The sequence below is a fragment of the Streptomyces sp. NBC_00078 genome (assembly GCF_026343335.1).
Taxonomy (GTDB): domain Bacteria; phylum Actinomycetota; class Actinomycetes; order Streptomycetales; family Streptomycetaceae; genus Streptomyces.
Genome location: NZ_JAPELX010000001.1, coordinates 268,287 through 286,206 on the forward strand (window position 1 = coordinate 268,287; position 17,920 = coordinate 286,206).

General features: G+C 72.2%; 13 protein-coding genes. 8 read left to right on the top strand and 5 right to left on the bottom strand.

Features of this window, described 5'->3' with window-relative positions; translation table 11 throughout:
• Positions 1-24: 24 nt before the first annotated feature.
• Positions 25-1,620: an FAD-binding oxidoreductase gene (locus OOK07_RS01245; protein WP_266801863.1), complete on the bottom strand. Its 1,596-nt coding sequence runs from the start codon at positions 1,618-1,620 to the stop codon at positions 25-27.
• Positions 1,621-1,701: 81 nt separating this feature from the next.
• On the opposite strand from OOK07_RS01245, the gene OOK07_RS01250 reads away from it, so the two are divergent.
• From OOK07_RS01250 to OOK07_RS01260, 3 genes are all read left to right on the top strand, one after another.
• Entirely contained in the window at positions 1,702-2,301 is a 600-nt protein-coding gene (locus OOK07_RS01250; RefSeq protein ID WP_266794699.1) for a TetR/AcrR family transcriptional regulator, read from the top strand.
• On the top strand, positions 2,298-3,875 hold the full coding sequence (locus OOK07_RS01255; protein WP_266794700.1) for a glycerol-3-phosphate dehydrogenase/oxidase: 1,578 nt from the start codon (positions 2,298-2,300) through the stop codon (positions 3,873-3,875). Before OOK07_RS01250 ends, OOK07_RS01255 begins: the two co-directional genes overlap by 4 nt.
• Positions 3,876-3,973: 98 nt before the next feature.
• Positions 3,974-4,270 carry a hypothetical protein gene (locus OOK07_RS01260; RefSeq protein WP_266676006.1) on the top strand — a complete coding sequence of 99 codons (297 nt, stop codon included), beginning with the start codon at positions 3,974-3,976 and terminating at the stop codon, positions 4,268-4,270.
• 73 nt (positions 4,271-4,343) lie between these two features.
• Here OOK07_RS01260 and OOK07_RS01265 read toward each other — a convergent pair whose 3' ends face one another.
• Positions 4,344-6,371 carry a PT domain-containing protein gene (locus tag OOK07_RS01265; RefSeq protein ID WP_524540332.1) on the bottom strand — a complete coding sequence of 676 codons (2,028 nt, stop codon included), beginning with the start codon at positions 6,369-6,371 and terminating at the stop codon, positions 4,344-4,346.
• Between the two features lie 181 nt (positions 6,372-6,552).
• Between OOK07_RS01265 and OOK07_RS43590 the strand changes: the two genes are divergently transcribed.
• Both OOK07_RS43590 and OOK07_RS01275 read left to right on the top strand, forming a co-directional pair.
• Complete coding sequence (locus tag OOK07_RS43590) at positions 6,553-6,897, top strand: RICIN domain-containing protein (protein WP_406311218.1); 345 nt, start codon at positions 6,553-6,555, stop codon at positions 6,895-6,897.
• 151 nt (positions 6,898-7,048) lie between these two features.
• A complete protein-coding gene (locus OOK07_RS01275; RefSeq protein WP_266794702.1) occupies positions 7,049-8,779 on the top strand; it encodes a dolichyl-phosphate-mannose--protein mannosyltransferase in 1,731 nt (576 codons plus the stop codon).
• Positions 8,780-8,803: 24 nt separating this feature from the next.
• On the opposite strand, the gene OOK07_RS01280 is transcribed toward OOK07_RS01275, so the two are convergent.
• Positions 8,804-9,436, bottom strand: coding sequence for a GNAT family N-acetyltransferase (locus OOK07_RS01280; RefSeq protein ID WP_266794703.1), 633 nt, complete (start codon positions 9,434-9,436; stop codon positions 8,804-8,806).
• A gap of 221 nt (positions 9,437-9,657) precedes the next feature.
• Between OOK07_RS01280 and OOK07_RS01285 the strand changes: the two genes are divergently transcribed.
• The 3 genes from OOK07_RS01285 (at position 9,658) to OOK07_RS01295 (ending at position 16,138) form a co-directional block, all read left to right on the top strand.
• On the top strand, positions 9,658-12,204 hold the full coding sequence (locus OOK07_RS01285) for a SpoIIE family protein phosphatase (protein WP_266794704.1): 2,547 nt from the start codon (positions 9,658-9,660) through the stop codon (positions 12,202-12,204).
• A gap of 123 nt (positions 12,205-12,327) precedes the next feature.
• The gene (locus OOK07_RS01290; protein WP_266794705.1) at positions 12,328-15,135 is read left to right on the top strand and encodes a SpoIIE family protein phosphatase; all 2,808 of its coding nucleotides are present in this window, start codon (positions 12,328-12,330) and stop codon (positions 15,133-15,135) included.
• A 163-nt stretch (positions 15,136-15,298) separates the two neighbouring features.
• Positions 15,299-16,138, top strand: coding sequence for a chitosanase (locus OOK07_RS01295; RefSeq protein WP_266794706.1), 840 nt, complete (start codon positions 15,299-15,301; stop codon positions 16,136-16,138).
• 52 nt (positions 16,139-16,190) lie between these two features.
• Here OOK07_RS01295 and OOK07_RS01300 read toward each other — a convergent pair whose 3' ends face one another.
• Positions 16,191-17,123, bottom strand: a complete 933-nt coding sequence (locus OOK07_RS01300) for a CU044_5270 family protein (RefSeq protein ID WP_266794707.1) — start codon at positions 17,121-17,123, stop codon at positions 16,191-16,193.
• On the bottom strand, positions 17,116-17,778 hold the full coding sequence (locus OOK07_RS01305) for an RNA polymerase sigma factor (protein WP_406311219.1): 663 nt from the start codon (positions 17,776-17,778) through the stop codon (positions 17,116-17,118). Before OOK07_RS01305 ends, OOK07_RS01300 begins: the two co-directional genes overlap by 8 nt.
• Positions 17,779-17,920: the final 142 nt, after the last annotated feature.

The following is a 17,920-nucleotide window of genomic DNA, read 5'->3' on the forward strand; positions in this document are numbered from 1 at the left end:
TGCAGGGGATGACGCAGTGCCGGGTCAGTCGTCGAGGGGCAGGAGGACGCCGGGGTTCAGTACTCCGGCCGGATCCAGTCGGCGCTTGACGGCACGCAGCGCGTCGACGGCCAGCGGGCCGGCTTCGCGGACGTACCAGTCGCGGTGGTCGGTGCCCACCCCGTGGTGGTGGGTGATGGTGCCGCCCGCGGCGAGGATCGCTTCGTTGGCGGCGTGCTTGGCCGGAGTCCAGTGCGCGACGGGGTCCTCGCCCTGCGCCGAGACCACGGTGAAGTACAGCGAGGCGCCGTTCTCGTAGACGTGGGAGATGTGGCACATGACCAGGGGCGGGGTACCGGCCTCGGTGAGGGTCGTGGTGAGTGCGTCGCGCACGGCCGCGTACAGCTCGGGGACGCGGGCCCAGAAGGCCGCGGTCTCCAGTGTCTCGGCGAAGGCGCCCGCGTCGAGCAGGGCGTCGCGCAGATAGGGGGCCGAGTAGCGGCCGTGGGCCCAGTGTTCGCCCGGCCCCTCGCCCAGAGGTGTGCCGCCGCACGCGCGCAGGACGGCCGCGGCGCGTTCCCGGCGGTAGGAGGTGTCCTCCTCCGTGCCTTCGTAGCCGGCGATCGCCGTGCAGCCGGCGGCAGTCGGGGCGTCGGCCGCTCCGATGGTGTCGGGCCGGGCGAGGCCGATCAGGGTCTCCGTCTCGTCGGACAGGCGCAGCACGGTCGGGCGTGGCCCGTCCTGGGCGAGCCTGCGCAGGGCCGCGGACCCTTCCTCGAAGGAGGCGAAGCGCCAGCCTTCGTAGAGCCGCGTCTGCGGGACGGGGCGGACGCGGACGGTCACAGCGGTGATGACGCCGAACGCCCCCTCGGAGCCGAGGACGAGCTGGCGCAGGTCGGGGCCGGCCGCCGAGCGCGGGGCACGGCCCGTGTCGATGGTGCCCTCGGGGGTGGCGAGGGTGAGACCGAGGACCATCTCGTCGAAGCGGCCGTAACCGGCGCTCGCCTGGCCGCTGGAGCGGGTGGCGGCGAATCCGCCGACGGTGGCCCACTCGTAGGACTGGGGGAAGTGGCCGAGAGTGAAGCCGTGTTCGGCCAGCAGCGCCTCGGCCTGCGGGGCGCGCAGGCCCGGTTGCAGGGTGGCGGTGCGGGAGAGAGGGTCGAGGGCGAGCAGACCGTCCATGCGCCGCAGGTCCAGGGCGACGAAGGTACCCCGCCCGGGGGCGAGGCCGCCGACGACGGAGGTGCCGCCGCCGAACGGGGCGAGGGCCAGGCCGTGTTCGGCACACGCGCGCAGCGCGGCGACGACCTCCTCGTGGCCGGCCGGGAGCAGCACGGCCGCCGGGGTGTCCGCGGTGTCGCCCTCCCGGATACGCAGCAGGTCCGGGGTGGACTTGCCGCGTGTGTGCCGGATCCGGGTCTCGGCGTCGGTGCGCACGTACTCGTCGCCGCCCACGGCGGCCATGAGTGCCTGGTGCGCGGCGGGCGCCAACTGCCCCTCCGGAACAGCGATGTCCTGCAGGCCGACCGGCTCGGCGCTGCGCGGCTTCACGCCGAGCAGATCGCGCAACAGCCCGATCACCGTGTCGGGCAGCGGCGCCGCCTCGGCCGGATCGCCCCAGCCACTCCACAGCATGTCCATGACTGTCGTCCTCACCGGTCGATTCGAGCGATTCCGTCTCCTGGCGGCGCCGCGGGGCGCCGAGGCGTTACACTGTGACACATGACGCCTATTCGTCACAACAGCTCGGGCAGCGATGCGGTGCTCGACGCGGTGCGGGACTGCGTCCTGGCCGTCGGGGTCCGTCGCACGACGCTCACCGACGTGGCCCGCCGCGCGGGCGTCTCCCGGATGACGCTGTACCGGCGCTGGCCCGATGTGCGCACCCTGGTCGGCGACCTGATGACCCGGGAGTGGGTCGCGGTGGCCACCCGGGCGATACCTGAGCACCGGCCGGGGGCACACGCGCGCGGCCTGCTCGTGGACGGGCTCGTGGCCGGGGTGGACTCGTTCCGCGCCCATCCCCTCTTCCGGAAGATCGTCGACGTCGATCCCGAGCTGCTCCTGCCCTATGTGCTGGACCGCCGCGGCGCGAGCCAGACCGCGCTCCTGGAGTTGCTGGCGGACGGCCTGAAGGAGGGACACGCCGACGGTTCGGTCCGGGCCGGCCACCCCGAGCGCCAGGCCCGCTCCCTGCTGCTGATCGTCCAGTCCTTCACCCTGTCCCTGCGGACCATGACCGACGAGGACGACCCGGAACTGGACTCCGCGGCCTTCCTCACGGAGCTGCGCTCCATCCTGGAGAGGACCCTCACCCCATGAGCCGAAGCCCCGCCGCCGGATCGTCCCTGTCCGCCGCCCGGCGTTCGCGCGAGCTGACCGAGACCGTCGGCGGCCCCGCCGTGGACGTCCTCGTCGTCGGGCTCGGCGCCACCGGAGCGGGGGCCGCACTGGACGCCGCCGCCCGCGGCCTGAGCGTCGTCGCCGTCGACGCACACGACCTGGCCTTCGGCACCTCCCGCTGGAGCAGCAAGCTGATCCACGGCGGGCTGCGCTACCTCGCCTCCGCCCAGTTCGACGTCGCCCACGAGAGCGCGGTCGAGCGAGGAGTGCTGATGGAGCGCACCGCACCCCACCTGGTGCGCGCGCAGCCGTTCGTCCTGCCTCTGACGCCGCTGGTGGGCCGGGGCCAGGCGGCACTGGCCCGGGCGGGGTTCCGGGCCGGCGACGCGCTGCGCGTGACGGCCCGTACGGCGCGGGCCACGCTGCCGGCGCCGCGCCGGCTCTCCGCGGTGGAGACCCGCCATCTCGCCCCGGCCCTGCGCACCGACGGCCTCCGCGGCGGCCTGCTGTCCTGGGACGGACGGCTCGTCGACGACGCCCGTCTGGTGACCGCCGTCGCGCGCACCGCGGCCGCTCACGGCGCACGGATCCTGACCCGCGTCAGGGCGCTGGAACTCACCGGCTCCGGCGCCCGCGTCCGTGACGAACTCACCGGCGAGGAGGGCGAGATCCGGGCCCGCGCGGTGATCAACGCCTCGGGCGTCTGGGCGGGCGGACTGGTCGACGGCATCCGCATACGGCCCTCGCGCGGCACGCACCTCATCCTGCGTTCGCAGGACCTCGGCCCCGTCCCGGCCGGCCTGCACATCCCCGTCCCCGGGGAGGCCAACCGCTTCGTCCTCGTCCTGCCGCAGGGCGACGGCCGTGTCTACGTCGGCCTCACCGACGAACCCGTCGAAGGCGACATCCCCGATGTACCGGAGGTGCCCGAGACGGACATCGGCTTCCTGCTCGACGTCCTCGACTCGGTCCTGAACGTGCCGGTCCGGCGCGAGGACGTCGTCGGCGCCTTCGCGGGGCTGCGCCCGCTGCTGGACACGACACCGGAGGCCGGCTCCGGCAGCACGGCCAGGACGGCCGACATCTCCCGCCGGCATGCGGTACTCACCTCGTCCGAGGGCGTGATCACGGTGGTCGGCGGCAAGCTCACCACGTACCGGCGCATGGCCGAGGACGCGGTGGACGCCGCCGTCGCGAGCCGTCACCTCACCGCGGGCCCCTCCCCCACCGCGTCGCTGCCGCTCGTCGGCGCCGCGCCCCCTCGCACCCTCGACGGGCTGCGGGCACCGCGCCACCTGGTGCGGCGCTACGGCGCCGAGGCACCGGCCGTGCTCGCGCTCGGCGAGCACGACCCCCGGCTCGGCGAGCGGGTCCTGCCGGGACACCCGGTGACCGCGGCCGAGCTGTTGTGGGCGGTGCACCACGAGGGCGCGCTCGACGAGGCCGACGTGCTCGACCGCCGCACCCGGATCGGCCTGGTGCCGGCGGACCGGGCCGCGGTGCTGGACATCGCGCGGGAGATGCTCGGCGAGGTCCTGGACCGGCAGGACTGAGGTCGGACCGAGGCCGGCGGGGCTGAGGCCCATCCGCTCAGGCGGGCGGCACCGGCTCGGCGCGCGAAATCACGAATGCCCGCTTATGCTCCATTTGCGTGACACATCATTTCGACGAGCTGGTGGAAAAACAGCGCGCAGCCGACCAGGCACACAACAGGGTCGAGGAGCTGCGCCACTCGTACGGCCCCCCGACCCAGCAGGGCGGCTGGACCGGACAGCAGACCGACACGTACGAGACCGCCTTGCGTGCCTGGCGGGATCTGGCCCGCGAGGCACAGACCTCGGTCACCGAGTACGCGAGGGAGACGGGGACGCCTCGCAACGAGGTCGAGGCCGACGTCAGCGAGACGGTGAGACGCTCCGAGCAGACGAGCGGCCGGTCCGAGCAGTAGGGGCCTCGCGCGGGCGGACCCGAAAGCGGACGGGGCGCTCGGACCGGTTGGCCGGTCCGAGCGCCCCTTCGCGTCAGCGCACGTAACGGCGCCGTGTGCGGGTGAGCAGGAACAGACCCGTGATCAGCAGGACCGTGCCGGCCACGGCGGGCCACAGGGTCGTGCCGGTTTCCGCCAGCCCGCCCTGGACCGCCTGCGGTTCGGTCTGGCCGGCGGCGGAAGCGCCCTCGTGCCCGCCCGCGGCCTGGGCCTGGGCGGAGCTGTCATCGGACGAGCCGCCCTGTTCCGGCGCGGCCGCGGCGGACCGGGAGGCCTTGGACGACGCGTAGACGCGGGGTTCCGTCGTGCTGGACAGCGTGGGCGCGTCGTCGCCCGCCGGCTGTGCGGTGTCCGGCGCGGCGGTCGTGGGCTGCGCGGTCTGGTCGCCCGATCCGTTGCCGGAGTCGCCCTTGCCCGACCCGTTGCCCGAATTCCCGTTGCCCGGATTTCCGTTGTCGTCACCGGCGGGCGGCGTGGCAGGGTCCTCGGTGGGCTGGTCGGTCGGCTTCTCGGTGGGCTTGTCAGTCGGCTGCTCAGTCGGCTGTTCGGTCGGCTGCTGGGTCGCTCCGTCGTCCGAGCCCGGGTCCTCGTTCGTGCCGGCACCGCACGCACGGCCGCCGTTGATGCAGGACACGACCTCCGTCATGAGGTTCTCATCGAACACGTTGATGAAGTCGCCGTGGTCGGTGACCGGCTTGTGCAGCTGCTCCGGGAACGAGTCCACCGCGAACAGCGGGGTCGTACGGCCACCGTCCTGCAGACTCGGCGCCTTGACGTCGTAGACGATGCGCTGGACCAGCTGCGGGATGGCCTTGAAGCCGTTCGGGCAGTTGCCGGCGGCGTCCTCGAAGGCCACGTGGGTGCGGTGGTTGGCGCTGTCGATGTTGCGGCCGTCCCAGCAGCTCTGGAACTTGAAGGTGCGGACCACGTCGCTGCCCTGCGGGCACAGCGGGTACTTGTCCTTCAGCTGGCGGTCCTCGAACCCGGTGCAGCTCCACGAGGCGTTGGCGTTGCCCGGGCCGTTCACGAACGCCTTGGCGTCGCCGGTGATGATGCGCAGCAAACGGGGCATCCCCGTGACCTGGCTGCGCTGGTTGCCGATGAACGTCAGCGTGACCTGCTTGGGCGTGACGATCTCACCGGCGTTGCCCTCTATCCCGCCGCCGGGCTTGTCGGCGTCCCGCTCCTGGCTGCCGTTCTGCAGGCGGACCACCGGCCAGTAGTACGTGGACTTGTCGCCGGGGTTCTCGCAGCTCGTGTCGGCCTTGGCCAGGTCGTCGTCACTGGCAAAGGCGTTGTTGGACTGATTGCCGACGTAGTCGTGGAAGTGGTGCGCGCCGTTGGTGACGCCAGGGGCGACGATCACGTTGTCGGAGTTGAACAGACCGCCCGCGTTCACGCCGCAGCTGGTGGTGAAGGTGCCCTTGGAGGCGAACGAATTCAGGTCCGGCGCCGGGGAGTTGGGCTGGACGGTGTTGATGTCCTGGTAGTCCGCGGCGACCGGCCCGTTGCCGGCCTGGCCACCGTTGCCACCCTGCTGGCCACCGCCGTTCTGCTGGCCGTCCCCGTTCTGCTGGCCGCCCTGCCCCTGCTGCTGGCCGTTCTGGGAACCACCCGCGTCCTGGCCGCCGTTCTGACCGCCGTCCTGGCCGCCGTTCTGGTTGTTCCAGGTCCGCATCGAGCAGTCCGCCATGGAGTCGAGCCCGTCGGGACGCCGACCGGCCTGGTCCATCACGTCGCCGATGCGGCCGAGGCTCTCGCTCCGCTTCTGCTTCAGCGGATTCATGACCGTGCCGTCGGTGTAGTCACCGTCCTGGCGCTGCTCCGGCGTCGCCGCCTGCAGCCGCTGATAGGCCTCCGCTATCTGCTGGTCCATCGACGCGAGTTCCTTGTCGACGTCCCCCCGTGCCTGGTCCGGCACCTGCGTCAACTTGCTGCCGACGTCGGGGCAGTCGATGGTGCCGGCCGCGGCACTGCGCGTCTGCGCTCCCTCCGTACCCGAACCGCCTTCCGTCGCCGAGGCGTAGACGTTGGCCGCCACCAACCCGCCTCCGCCCAGCATCAGCGCGAATGCCGCAAAGGTTGCGCGGCGTGGGCCTGTCGGGCGTCTGCGCGTGTTGCGTCCCACGAGAGTTCTCCTACGGATCACGGCGGTCGGGCATACAAATCCCTCGCCACATACGGACGGCGGCACTGGCGTGTTCAGCCGCCTCACAGATTCATAGGAACCTCTCAGAAAGCGCGTGCCCCCCCCGAACGTCCACGCGTGGCGCGGTTCGGGCCGCGCGGCACAGTGGAATCGTGGCCGAACCCGAGACGTCGGACGGGGGCGCGCGGGCGAGCACACCGGCGACGGCGGACTCGTCCGGCCCAGGAGAAGCGCGCCCCTGCAGCTGTGGTCCTACTCCGGCGGGCACAACCAGCAGTGGCAGCTCGTGCGGGAGGTGAGCGGCCGTCATCACCTCGTCGCGCGGCACAATGGCAAGTGCCTGAGCGCGGTCGCGGCGCCGGCCGACGGCGTTCAGCTCACCCAGCGGGCCTGTGCCGGATCGGCCGTACAGGGGTTCCAGTTGACCGCGCAGCCCTGAGCCGGTGCGCGAACCCCGACCGCCGCGCGGCTGCGGCCGGGGCCCTGCCCGGCCCGGGAGCACTCCAGGTCCTTCCCTCACGTGACCGGGGTCGCGCCGCACACGCCGCGAGCCCCGTACGACTCGCACGGGCGTTCCCTACGATGAACCGGTGACGAGTGACACCCCCACCCGGGCCGACGTCGACGAAGACGCCCGAACGACCGCGCAGCACGAACCCGCCCCCTGGGCGCGGCGGCTACGCCGGTTCGGACACACGGCCCGCCCACCGACCGACACCCGGGCCCGCCTGGTCCCGCCGTTCCCCCGGCCGGGCACGTGGCTCTGGGAGTCGATGGGACTCGGTCCGCGGCTCGCCCAGCGGGTCGCGGACTCCATGGGCTGGGTGGGACCGATTCTCGTGGCCGTGCTCGCGGGCACGCTCCGGTTCTGGCGGCTCGGGCAGCCACGGGCGCTCGTGTTCGACGAGACGTACTACGCCAAGGACGCCTGGGCGATGCTCAGGCTCGGCTACGAGGGCACGTGGCCGGACCGCAAGATCGCCGACCCTCAGGTCCTGGCGCACCCGCAGGTGATCTCGCTCTCGGACCCCGGCAGCTTCGTCGCGCATCCGCCCATGGGCAAGTGGGTGATCGCCCTCGGGGAGGGTCTGTTCGGCCTGGATCCGTTCGGCTGGAGGTTCATGATGGCGCTGCTGGGCACGCTGTCGGTGCTCATGCTGTGCCGCATAGGGCGCCGGCTGTTCCGTTCGACTCTGCTGGGCTGCCTGGCCGGAGCGCTGCTGACGGTCGACGGCCTGCATTTCGTGATGAGCCGCACCGCCCTGCTCGACCTCATCGTCATGTTCTTCGCGCTGGCGGCGTTCGGCTGTCTGCTCGTCGACCGTGACAGGGCCCGGGCCCGTCTCGCCGCCGCCCTGCCCACGACCAGGGACGGCTTCGCGCGTCCCGACGCCGACGCCGCCGCGGGTACGGGCACGGGCCTGCGTCCATGGCGCCTGGCAGCCGGTGCCCTCCTGGGCCTCGCGGCCGCAAGCAAGTGGAACGGCCTGTACTTCCTGGTCTTCTTCGTGGCCCTGACCGTCCTCTGGGACGTCGGCGCGCGACGGGTCGCCGGGGCCACCCATCCGTACCGGTCCGTCCTGCGCAAGGACCTCGGCTGGTCGGCGCTCTCGCTGGTGCCGGTGGCCGTGGTGACGTATCTGGCGACGTGGACCGGCTGGTTCCTGTCCGACAAGGGCTACGACCGGCACTGGGCCGAGGGCCGCGGCGGCACCTGGTCGTGGATCCCGGCGCCCCTGCGCAGCCTGTGGCACTACGAGCACGCCGTCTACCAGTTCAACATCAACCTGCACGCCTGGCACCGCTACAAGTCGAACCCGTGGAGCTGGCTGGTCCAGGGAAGGCCTGTCGCGTTCCGCTACGAGGGGCCGAAGGCCGGGCAGGACGGCTGTCACTCCGCGGCCGGCTGCTCGCAGGAGATTCTGGGGCTCGGCACTCCGCTGCTGTGGTGGTCGGCCTGCGGCGCGCTCGTCTACCTCCTGTTCCGATGGGCACTGCGCCGCGACTGGCGCGCGGGCGCCGTGCTGTGCGCGGTGGGCGCAGGCTATCTGCCGTGGTTCAACTACCAGGACCGCACGATCTTCTCGTTCTACGCCGTCGCGTTCGTGCCCTACCTGTGTCTGGCCGTGGCCATGATGGTGGGCGCCATGCTGGGGCCGCCGGGGGCGAACGAGCGACGCCGGCTGATCGGCACGGTGGGAGCGGCCACGCTGGTGCTGCTCATCGCATGGAACTTCATCTACTTCTTCCCGCTCTACACGGGCCAGACGATCCCGTACTCCGACTGGCACGCCCGGATGTGGCTGGACAGCTGGATCTGAGGCCGGGGATCGCGTGACCGGCCGTCACAGCTTCTCCAACTCCCCTGTGGTGCGCCCGAGATAGGTGACGGGGCCGGGATCCGGCACGTCGATCTCGTGGAAGCCCAGGCGGTCGTAGAACGCCCTGGCCGGGGTGTTGGCCGTGGCCATGGACAGGTGGACGGCGCCGACACCCCGGTCGTGCAGCGCTCGCAGGAAGGTCCGCATCAGCGACCGGCCGTGCCCGCGGCCCTGCCATGCGGGGAGCAGGTCGATGTGAAGATGGGCCGGATAGGGGGCGACCTCGGGGACGATCATCCGCTCGGGGTGGTGCAGCAGCGGGACCATCGCCTCGTCGGGGGTGCCCGGCGGGCCGGCGGGCTCCGGATGGCGGTCGGCGACCAGGGGCAGCCATGTCGTCCGGAAGGCCTCGACGAAACGGGGCGTGTCCGCGGTGCCGAGGATGTAGCCGACCGCCCTGCCCTGCCCGTCGTCAAGGACGAAGGCCAGCTCCGGCTCCAGACGGACGTAGGGGGCCGCGAAGATCGCCGGGAAGATTCCGGGGTCCGCGTAGACCGGCCGGCTGTCCTGGCCGTTGTGGGCGGTGCGCATGCAGATGTCGTCGAGGGCTTCGCTGTCCTCGGGGCGGTACGGGCGGACGGCGGGAGTCGAGGTCATCGCAGCATCCTCCCGCCTTGGGAGCGCTCCCACAAGGTCGGGCGAGGGCCCGGACGGTGGCGCCGTCGATCTCCGCTTCACCTCTGGGCCGCGGGGCACCCCTGCGACGTCCGGGATCCGTGATTCCCGTGCGAACCGCGTCCGCCCAGGTGCGCCACCAGCCCGTGGTGGCGCATTCTTACTGTGTCGCCCGCTGGACGGCGCAGGGACAAGGTAGGCCGATGACTGGGAGCGTGGAGGACGCACACCGGACGCCCGGACAGCTGGCCGCGCTGCTGATCGACGCCTCGACAAGGGCGATCGGTGCGGCCGGCGGGCACTCGGGAGGGGTCTACCTGCGCTCCGGCACACCCGGGCTGCTGCGGCTCGCCGTGCTCGCGGGGCTGCCGGGCCCGCTGTTCAGGCCCTGGTGGCGGATGCACGTGGACCGCCCCTTCCCGGTGGCCGACGCCTACCGGCTCGGCGTTCAGGTGATCCTGCCGAACGCCACGGAGACGATGCGCCGCTACCCCCAGTTCGCGGCCGGGCTGCCGTTCCAGTTCGGGTCGCTGTACGTGCCGATCGTGGGCGGGACGACGACCTACGGTGTACTGACCGTGCTGTGTCCCTCCGCGCCGGACGCGACCAAGCTGCTCCATCGCCGCGATCGCATGGTGCGGCTGGCGGACGACCTGGGCGCGGCCCTGCGGCGCCTGGACGACGGCGGCAGACCGTCGGTCGCCTGGGACGGCGAACCCGTGTGCGTACGGCCGCCGGGCGTCCGCCCGCCCGCGGGCCGCGCGGGGGGCTTCGCCTGGGACCCGGTGACCGACGTCGTGACCGCCGACGAGCGCCTGCCCGCGCTGCTGGGGGTGCCCGCCGACGAGTTCGCGACGTCCGTCGAGACCCTCGTGGACGCCGTCGCCCCGGCCGAGCGGCAGCGGGTCCTGGCCGCGCTGCGCGAGACGGCCGCGGGCCGGCCGCCGCCCCTGCCGTTGTATGTGCGCTCCGAGGACGGCGCGTTGCGGCTGGTGGAACTGTGGAGCCCGTACGCCGCCCCCGTCCCGCCCGGCACACCGTCCGGCGCCCATCCGGTGCGCGGCTTCGTCGTCGACCCCGGTCCGGGCGCGGCGGCCGACGCCGCGGCCGACCTGCTGCCCGAGGGTGTGCTCTGCCTGGACCGGCTGGGGCTGATCCTGTACGCCAACCCGCGGGCAGGACAGCTGCTGCGCCGCTCACGGACCCAGCTCCTGAGCCGTCCCCTGTGGGAGGGCGTGCCCTGGCTGAACGAGCCCGCCTTCGAGGACCATCTGCGCAGCGCGCTGCTGTCCCCGGAACCGGTGCGCTTCCACCTGCGGCGGGCCGGCCCGGAGGGCGGGGAGAGCGACGCCGCGTCGTACGACGGCGCCTGGCTCGACGTATGCGTCTATCCGGGGCCGGACGTGCTGACATGTACGTTCCGTCCGGCGAACCAGCTGGCGGAGGCCGCCGCGGACCTCACGTCGGGGCCCGAGGAGGGGACGGGGCCGGTCAGGACCTCCGTGCCCGCGGCCCCGTCGATGGCTCCGCTGTACCGCCCCATCGTCCTCGCCATCGCGCTGACCGAGGCGGTCACCGCACGCCAGGTGGCGGCCGTGGTCATGAGGGAGGTGCTGCCCGCGTTCGGCGGCCGCCACCTGGCCATCTACCTGCTGCAGGACCGGCACCTGTACCTGGCTCTGGAGAGCGGTTTCCCCACAGGGTTCCTCACCCCGTTCGAGGGTGTGGGCCTCGACGCCCAGCTGCCCGGCGTCGAGACGCTCACCGCCGGAAGGCCGCTCTTCTTCGACTCGATGGAGGATCTGGCGGCCGCCTATCCCGGCATCCCGCTGGACGCGGACGAGGGAGCCCGCGCCTTCCTGCCGCTGATCGCGTCCGGGCGCCCGGTGGGCTCCTGCATCCTGGGCTTCGACCGTCCCCGCGGTTTCAGCACCGAGGAGCGCACGGTGCTCACCGCGCTCGCCGGGCTGATCGCCAACGCCATGGAGAAGGCACAGCGCTACGAGAGCGAGGCGGCGCTCGCCCGGGGGCTGCAGCAGGCCCTGCTCCCCCGCAGGCTGTCGGCCCACCCGCAGGTGGAGACCACCGGGCGCTATCTGCCCGGCACCCAGGGCATGGAGGTGGGCGGCGACTGGTACGACGTCGTGGAAGCGGGGGACGGCCTTGCCCTGGTCATCGGCGACGTACAGGGGCATGGCGTGCAGGCGGCGGCCACCATGGGCCAACTTCGCAGCGCTGTAAGGGCGTTCGCGCTCGGCGACCGTCCGCCCGACGAGGTGATGAGCGGCACCAACCATCTGCTCATCGACCTCGATCCCGGCCAGTTCGCGAGTTGCTGCTACATCCGGCTGGATCCGGCCTCCGGCCTGGCGCGGGTGGCCCGAGCCGGGCACCCGCCGCCGCTGCTGCGTCACCCGGACGGACACACCGACGTCCTGGATCTGCCCGGAGGCGTCGTGCTCGGGGTGGATCCGCACGCCCACTACCCCGTGACGGAGCTGCTGATCGAGCAGGGCGCCGTCCTCGCGCTGTACACGGACGGCCTCGTCGAGCGGCCCGGCACCGACATCGACGACGGCATCACGGCCCTGCGGATCGCCCTGTCGAAGGCCGGTGCCCCCGCCAGCCGCAGACCGCTGTCCGGGGTCGCCGACCGCCTGACCGCGACCGCCCGGCACGCCGCGGACCGCCCCGACGACATCGCCCTGCTCCTCGCCACGCGCCGTACAACGCCCGACAACCAGCACTGAGGCCGGCCGTACGCCATCGGCGCGGTCGCCCCCGCGGGCGGCCGGCGCACGGACCGGCGCGAACCCTGTCACCCTCTGTGACGCCTCTCGCCTGATGGGGCCCGGCAGTGTAGACATGGGCACATGGTCCGACTTCCGGACCGCTCCGGGGCCCGGTCGCACCGCCGCCCCGGCGGTCCCCGTGCCCGCCGCGCGCACGACCGCGCCCACGGAGCGCACGGGCAGCGGACGGCGGGCCATTCGCTGACGCACCGAAGGATCCACCCCGGCGAACAGGATCCGGGGCGTTTCACGGCGCTGCGGTCGGCACTGACGGGACGCAGCATCGCCCGGCAGATGTTCGTTCTGCAGGTGGTGATCGTGCTGCTGCTGGTGGTCGCCGCGGTGGTGGCGCTGTATCTGCAGGCCCGGCACGACAGTACGCAGGAGGCCCGCAACCGGTCGGTCGCCGTCGCCGAGTCGTTCGCCAACGCGCCGGGCACCCGTGAGGCACTGAGCAGCCCCGATCCCACAGCTGTGCTCCAGCCGCGCGCGGAGGCCGCCCGCAAGGCGACGGGCGTGGACTTCATCGTCGTCATGAACACCGACGGCATCCGCTACACCCACCCCAAGCCGGACCGCATCGGCAAGAAGTTCGTGGGGACGATCGCGCCCGCGCTGGCCGGGCAGACGGTGGTCGAGGAGGTCAACGGCACGATCGGGCGGCTGGTACAGGCCGTCGTACCGGTGAAGGCGCCCGACGGCAAGGTCGTGGGCCTGGTGTCGGCGGGCATCACCACCGCGAACGTGGGCGGCGCCGCCAACCGGCAGCTGCCGCTCGTCCTGTTCGCCGCGGCCGTGGGACTGGCCCTGGCGACGGCGGGCACCGCGCTGGTGAGCAGACGGCTGCTGCGCCAGACGCACGGCCTGGGCCCCGACGAGATGACCCGCATGTACGAGCATCACGACGCGGTGCTGCACGCCGTCCGCGAGGGCGTGCTCATCGTCAGCGGCGAGGGCCGCCTGCTGCTCGCCAACGACGAGGCGCACCGCTTGCTCGACCTGCCCGAGGACGCCGAGGGCCGGCACGCCCTCGACCTCGGCCTCGCCGCCGACACCGCAGACCTGCTGGCCTCCGGGCGCGTCGCCACCGACGAGGTGCACCTGGTCAAGGACCGTCTCCTCGCGGTCAACCAGCGGCCCACCGACGTCCGGGGCGGCCCGCCGGGCAGCGTCGCCACGCTCCGCGACTCGACCGAGCTGCGCGCCCTGTCCGGCCGGGCCGAGACGGCACGCGAACGCCTCAACATGCTGTACGACGCCGGGGTGGGCATCGGCACGAGCCTGGATGTCACCCGCACCGCCGAGGAGCTGGCGGAGCACGCCGTGCCCAGGTTCGCGGACTTCGCGACGGTCGACCTGTTCGACGCCGTGCTGGGCGGGGGTCAGCCGGAGGCGACGACACCCTTGCGCCGTACCGCCTCGCGCGGCATCCGCGAGGACGCCCCGCTGTACAAGGTGGGCCGGCAGATCAGGTTCGTCGACTCCTCGCCGCAGGCCCGCAGCCTGCGCTCCGGGCAGGCCACGCTGGAGCCGCATCTCGCCTCGGCGCCCGGCTGGCACGCCCAGGACCGGGAACGCGCGGCGCAGGTCGTGGAGTACGGCATCCACTCGCTGATCACCGTGCCGCTGCGCGCCGGAACCCTGGTCCTGGGCGTGGTCAGCTTCTGGCGTTCGAAGAAGGCCGAGCCCTTCGACACGGAGGAACTGGCCCTCGCCGAGGAGCTGGTGACCCGCGCCGCGGTCTCCATCGACAACGCCCGTCGCTACACGCGCGAGCACAGCATGGCCGTGACGCTGCAACGCAGCCTGCTGCCCCGGCGGCTGCCCGAGCAGTCCGCGCTGGACATCGCCTACCGCTATCTGCCCGCGCAGGCCGGAGTCGGCGGCGACTGGTTCGACGTACTGCCGTTGTCCGGCGCCCGCGTCGCCCTGGTCGTCGGCGATGTCGTGGGCCACGGGCTGCACGCGGCGGCCACCATGGGGCGGCTGCGGACGGCGGTGCACAACTTCTCCGCCCTCGACCTGCCGCCCGACGAACTCCTCGCCCTGCTCGACGAGTTGGTGGGCCGTATCGACCAGGACGAGGCCGCCGAGGGCGGCAACGCCCCGGTCACCGGCGCCACCTGCCTGTACGCGATCTACGACCCGGTGACCCGCAGGTGCACCGTCGCCCGGGCCGGCCACCCGCCGCCGGCCCTCATCCGGCCCGACGGCACCGTCGAGTTCCCCGACGTGCCCGCCGGTCCCCCGCTCGGCCTCGGCGGACTGCCGTTCGAGACGGCCGACCTCGAACTGGAGGAGGGCAGCCGTCTCGTCCTCTACACGGACGGGCTCGTCGAGGACCGCACGCGGGACATCGACGAAGGGCTCGAACTGCTGCGGGGCGCTCTGGAGCGCGCCGGTGAGTCGCCCGAGGACACCTGCCGGGTCGTGCTCGAATCGCAGTTGCCGGCCCGGCCGAGCGATGACATCGCCCTGATCGTCGCCCGCACCCAGGCGCTCGCCGCCGACAGGATCGCCGAGTGGCAGGTGCCGAACGACCCGGCGGCGGTCGCGGAGGTCCGCGCCTCCGTCAGCCGCCGGCTCACCGTATGGGGGCTCGACGAGCTGACCTTCACCACCGAACTCGTCCTGAGCGAGCTGGTGACCAACGCGCTCCGCTACGGCGCCGACCCCATCCGGGTCCGCGTGCTGTTCGACCGAACGCTGATCTGCGAGGTCTACGACAGCAGCAGTACCTCACCGCATCTGCGGTACGCGGCGATGACGGACGAGGGCGGACGCGGCCTCTTCCTCGTGGCCCAGCTCTCCGACCGCTGGGGGACCCGCTACACACCGGAGGGCAAGGTCATCTGGGCCGAGCAGCCCCTGCCCGACGTCTCTGCCTGACGTCTCTGCCTGACTCACCCCCATTTGGTCCGTACCTTTTTCGTACGTCCCTACGAACTTCTCCCGCGACGGGTGTGCTCTCCCCGCGCGCTCTGATAGTAAACCTTACTATCAGTACGGCGCACGACCAACTCCCCACCCCCCACCACGACTTGGAGCCCCCGTGAGGCACCCCTCCAGCGAGCCCGCACGTCCCGTCCGGCTTTCGCGCAGGACCGTCCTCGCCGCGGTCGGCGCGACCCTGGCCGCGGCCCCCCTCCTGAAGCCCTCACACGCGTCGGCGGCCGCGGGCTGCGCCGGACTCGACGACCCGGCGAAGAAGGAGATCGCCATGAAGCTGGTGTCGAGTGCGGAGAACTCCTCGCTCGACTGGAAGGCGCAGTACAAGTACATCGAGGACATCGGCGACGGCCGTGGCTACACCGCCGGGATCATCGGCTTCTGCTCGGGCACGGGCGACATGCTCGACCTCGTCCAGCTCTACACCGACCGCAAGCCCGGCAACGTACTCGCCAAGTACCTCCCGGCGCTGCGCCAGGTGAACGGATCCGACTCGCACGACGGCCTTGACCCGAACTTCCCCGGGGACTGGCGCAAAGCGGCGCAGGACAGCGCCTTCCAGCAGGCACAGAACGACGAGCGCGACCGCGTGTACTTCAACCCGGCCCTGCAGCAGGGCCGGACGGACGGGCTGGGAACACTGGGGCAGTTCGCGTATTACGACGCCATCGTCATGCACGGCGACGGCGACGACGCGACCAGCTTCCGCAACATACGCAAGCGCGCCCTGCGTTCGGCGAAGCCGCCGGCCCAGGGCGGCGACGAGGTCAGGTACCTGGGCGCCTTCCTCGACGCGCGCGTGTGGGCCATGAAGCAGGAGGAGGCTCACAGCGACACGAGCAGGGTCGACACGGAGCAGAGGGCGTTCCTGCGCAACGGGAACCTGTGCCTGAGCACTCCGCTCAACTGGAAGGTGTACGGAGACAGTTACCACATCGGCTGAGCTTTGGCCGGGCCGCCGTACCGCCCCCCGCGCGGTACGGCGGCCCCCCGCTCTACGGGCGCAGGCCGATGCGGTCCACGACGCCCGCCTCTTCCAGGCCCCGCATCTCGTGGTACCAGCCGACCTGCCGCCACTCGCCGTTGATCTTCTTCGCGCTGCTTCCCTTCAACCGCAGGCCCAGGTAGGCGTAGGTCCTGGGGTCGAAGACGAAGGAGAAGGTGACCCTCGGGTACGAGACCCCGATCCCGTGCCGGCCGAGAGCGTCCACGTCGTGGTAGTCGAGCCCGATGCCGGGGATCTTCGCTACGGCTTCGAAGGTGGCGGCCTCCAGGCCGGGCGGCATGACGCGCGGTCCCATCATCAGCATGCACGCGTTCATGAACGCCATGCCGTCGGCCTCCGGGGAGTCATCCCCCGTCATCATGAGCCGCTTGAGCAGCGTGTCCGGATCGGTGGGCCACTTCGCCAGCTTCGCGTATTCGGTCGGCGGCCACCTGACCTCGTGCCTGCCCAGTGGAGGGTCATGGTGGATCTTGCCGTACTCCTCGCGCCAGGACGGCTTGGAGCCGTCCGCGGAGAGCCAGCTCTCGTCCGTCCACGTCCTGGTCCTGGCGCCCTTCACATACGTCCGCGTGATGTAGGTCTTGGTGTACAGGTACTGGTCGTTGCGCGGAATCGGCAGACCGCGGGCGGCGGACCGGGAGCGACCAGCGGCCCTGCGCAGCAGCTGCGCCGCGCTCAGGGGGGTCATCCGGGGGGCGTCCGTGTCCCCCTCGCGCCCTGCCACGACCACGGCACCTCCCGCGACCGCGGCCGCGGCCGTTCCGGCCACGGCGAGCCTGAACACCAGCCGTCGGGACAGCCGGCCCGGGCTGCGCTCCTCCCGGATGGCGCGCCGCAGGCGGTCCCGGGCGGTGAAGCGGGCCTCATCGGTCAACGCAGGCACGTCGGCCTCGAATTCGCGCAGTGCGGTGAGGTCATCCACGATCGGTCTCCTCGGTCTCCTCAGTGGCCTCGGTCTCCTCATGAGGGGCGGTGGGATCCGAACCGCCCAGTGCCTGGCGCAGCCGGGCGCGCGCCCGGTGCAGCCGTGAACGCACGGTCCCCACCGGCACGCCCAGCGCCTCCGCGGCCTCCGTGTAGTCGAGATCACCCCAGGCGACCAGCAGCAGCACATCCCGGTGGCGGGCGGGCAACCCGGCCAGGGCGCCCGCCAGTTGGGCACGGGAGTTCTCGGCGCTGACCTTGGCGGCCACCCGGTCCTCAAGAGCCTCGCCCTCGGCCGGGGAGGCCCCGGCGACGCGCGCGAGGGCCTTGAGACGGCGCGCCTCCGCGCGCCGGTGCTGGCCGACGAGGTTGGTGACGATCCCGTACAGCCAGGGGCGTGCGTGCGGCCGCGACAGGTCGTAGCGGCGTCGCTGCTGGAAGGCGATCACGAAGGTCTCGGCCATCAGGTCGTCGGCCGCCTCCGTGCCGAGCCTCCTTGCCGCGTAGCGGTGGATGTCGTCGGCGTAGCGATTGAAGAGCACCGCGAACGCGTCCGGATCGTCCCAGGACCGCTCGACGACCGTGGCGTCGGAGGCGTCGTCACCGGACGGGCCGAGGTGAGGCCGGGTTCCGATGCTCGGCAAGGCGGTCACTGATCGCCTTTCAGTTTCATGGGTTTCCCTCGAGGTCGCGGGCATGGTCGACTGCTGTTGGCCGATACCCGCGTTCGAGTTCCGTTCCTGGCTCATAAAATTGACTTATGAGTCCATAGACCGGACCCGCGTACCGACTTAG

Bases quoted from the DNA above. Each gene is read 5' to 3' on its own strand.
- OOK07_RS01245 (WP_266801863.1), bottom strand. From the start codon at position 1,620: ATGGACATGCTGTGGAGTGGCTGGGGCGATCCGGCCGAGGCGGCGCCG.
- OOK07_RS01290 (WP_266794705.1), top strand. From the start codon at position 12,328: ATGGTCCGACTTCCGGACCGCTCCGGGGCCCGGTCGCACCGCCGCCCC.
- OOK07_RS01265 (WP_524540332.1), bottom strand. From the start codon at position 6,371: ATGCTGGGCGGAGGCGGGTTGGTGGCGGCCAACGTCTACGCCTCGGCG.
- OOK07_RS01255 (WP_266794700.1), top strand. From the start codon at position 2,298: ATGAGCCGAAGCCCCGCCGCCGGATCGTCCCTGTCCGCCGCCCGGCGT.
- OOK07_RS01280 (WP_266794703.1), bottom strand. From the start codon at position 9,436: ATGACCTCGACTCCCGCCGTCCGCCCGTACCGCCCCGAGGACAGCGAA.
- OOK07_RS01250 (WP_266794699.1), top strand. From the start codon at position 1,702: ATGACGCCTATTCGTCACAACAGCTCGGGCAGCGATGCGGTGCTCGAC.
- OOK07_RS01285 (WP_266794704.1), top strand. From the start codon at position 9,658: ATGACTGGGAGCGTGGAGGACGCACACCGGACGCCCGGACAGCTGGCC.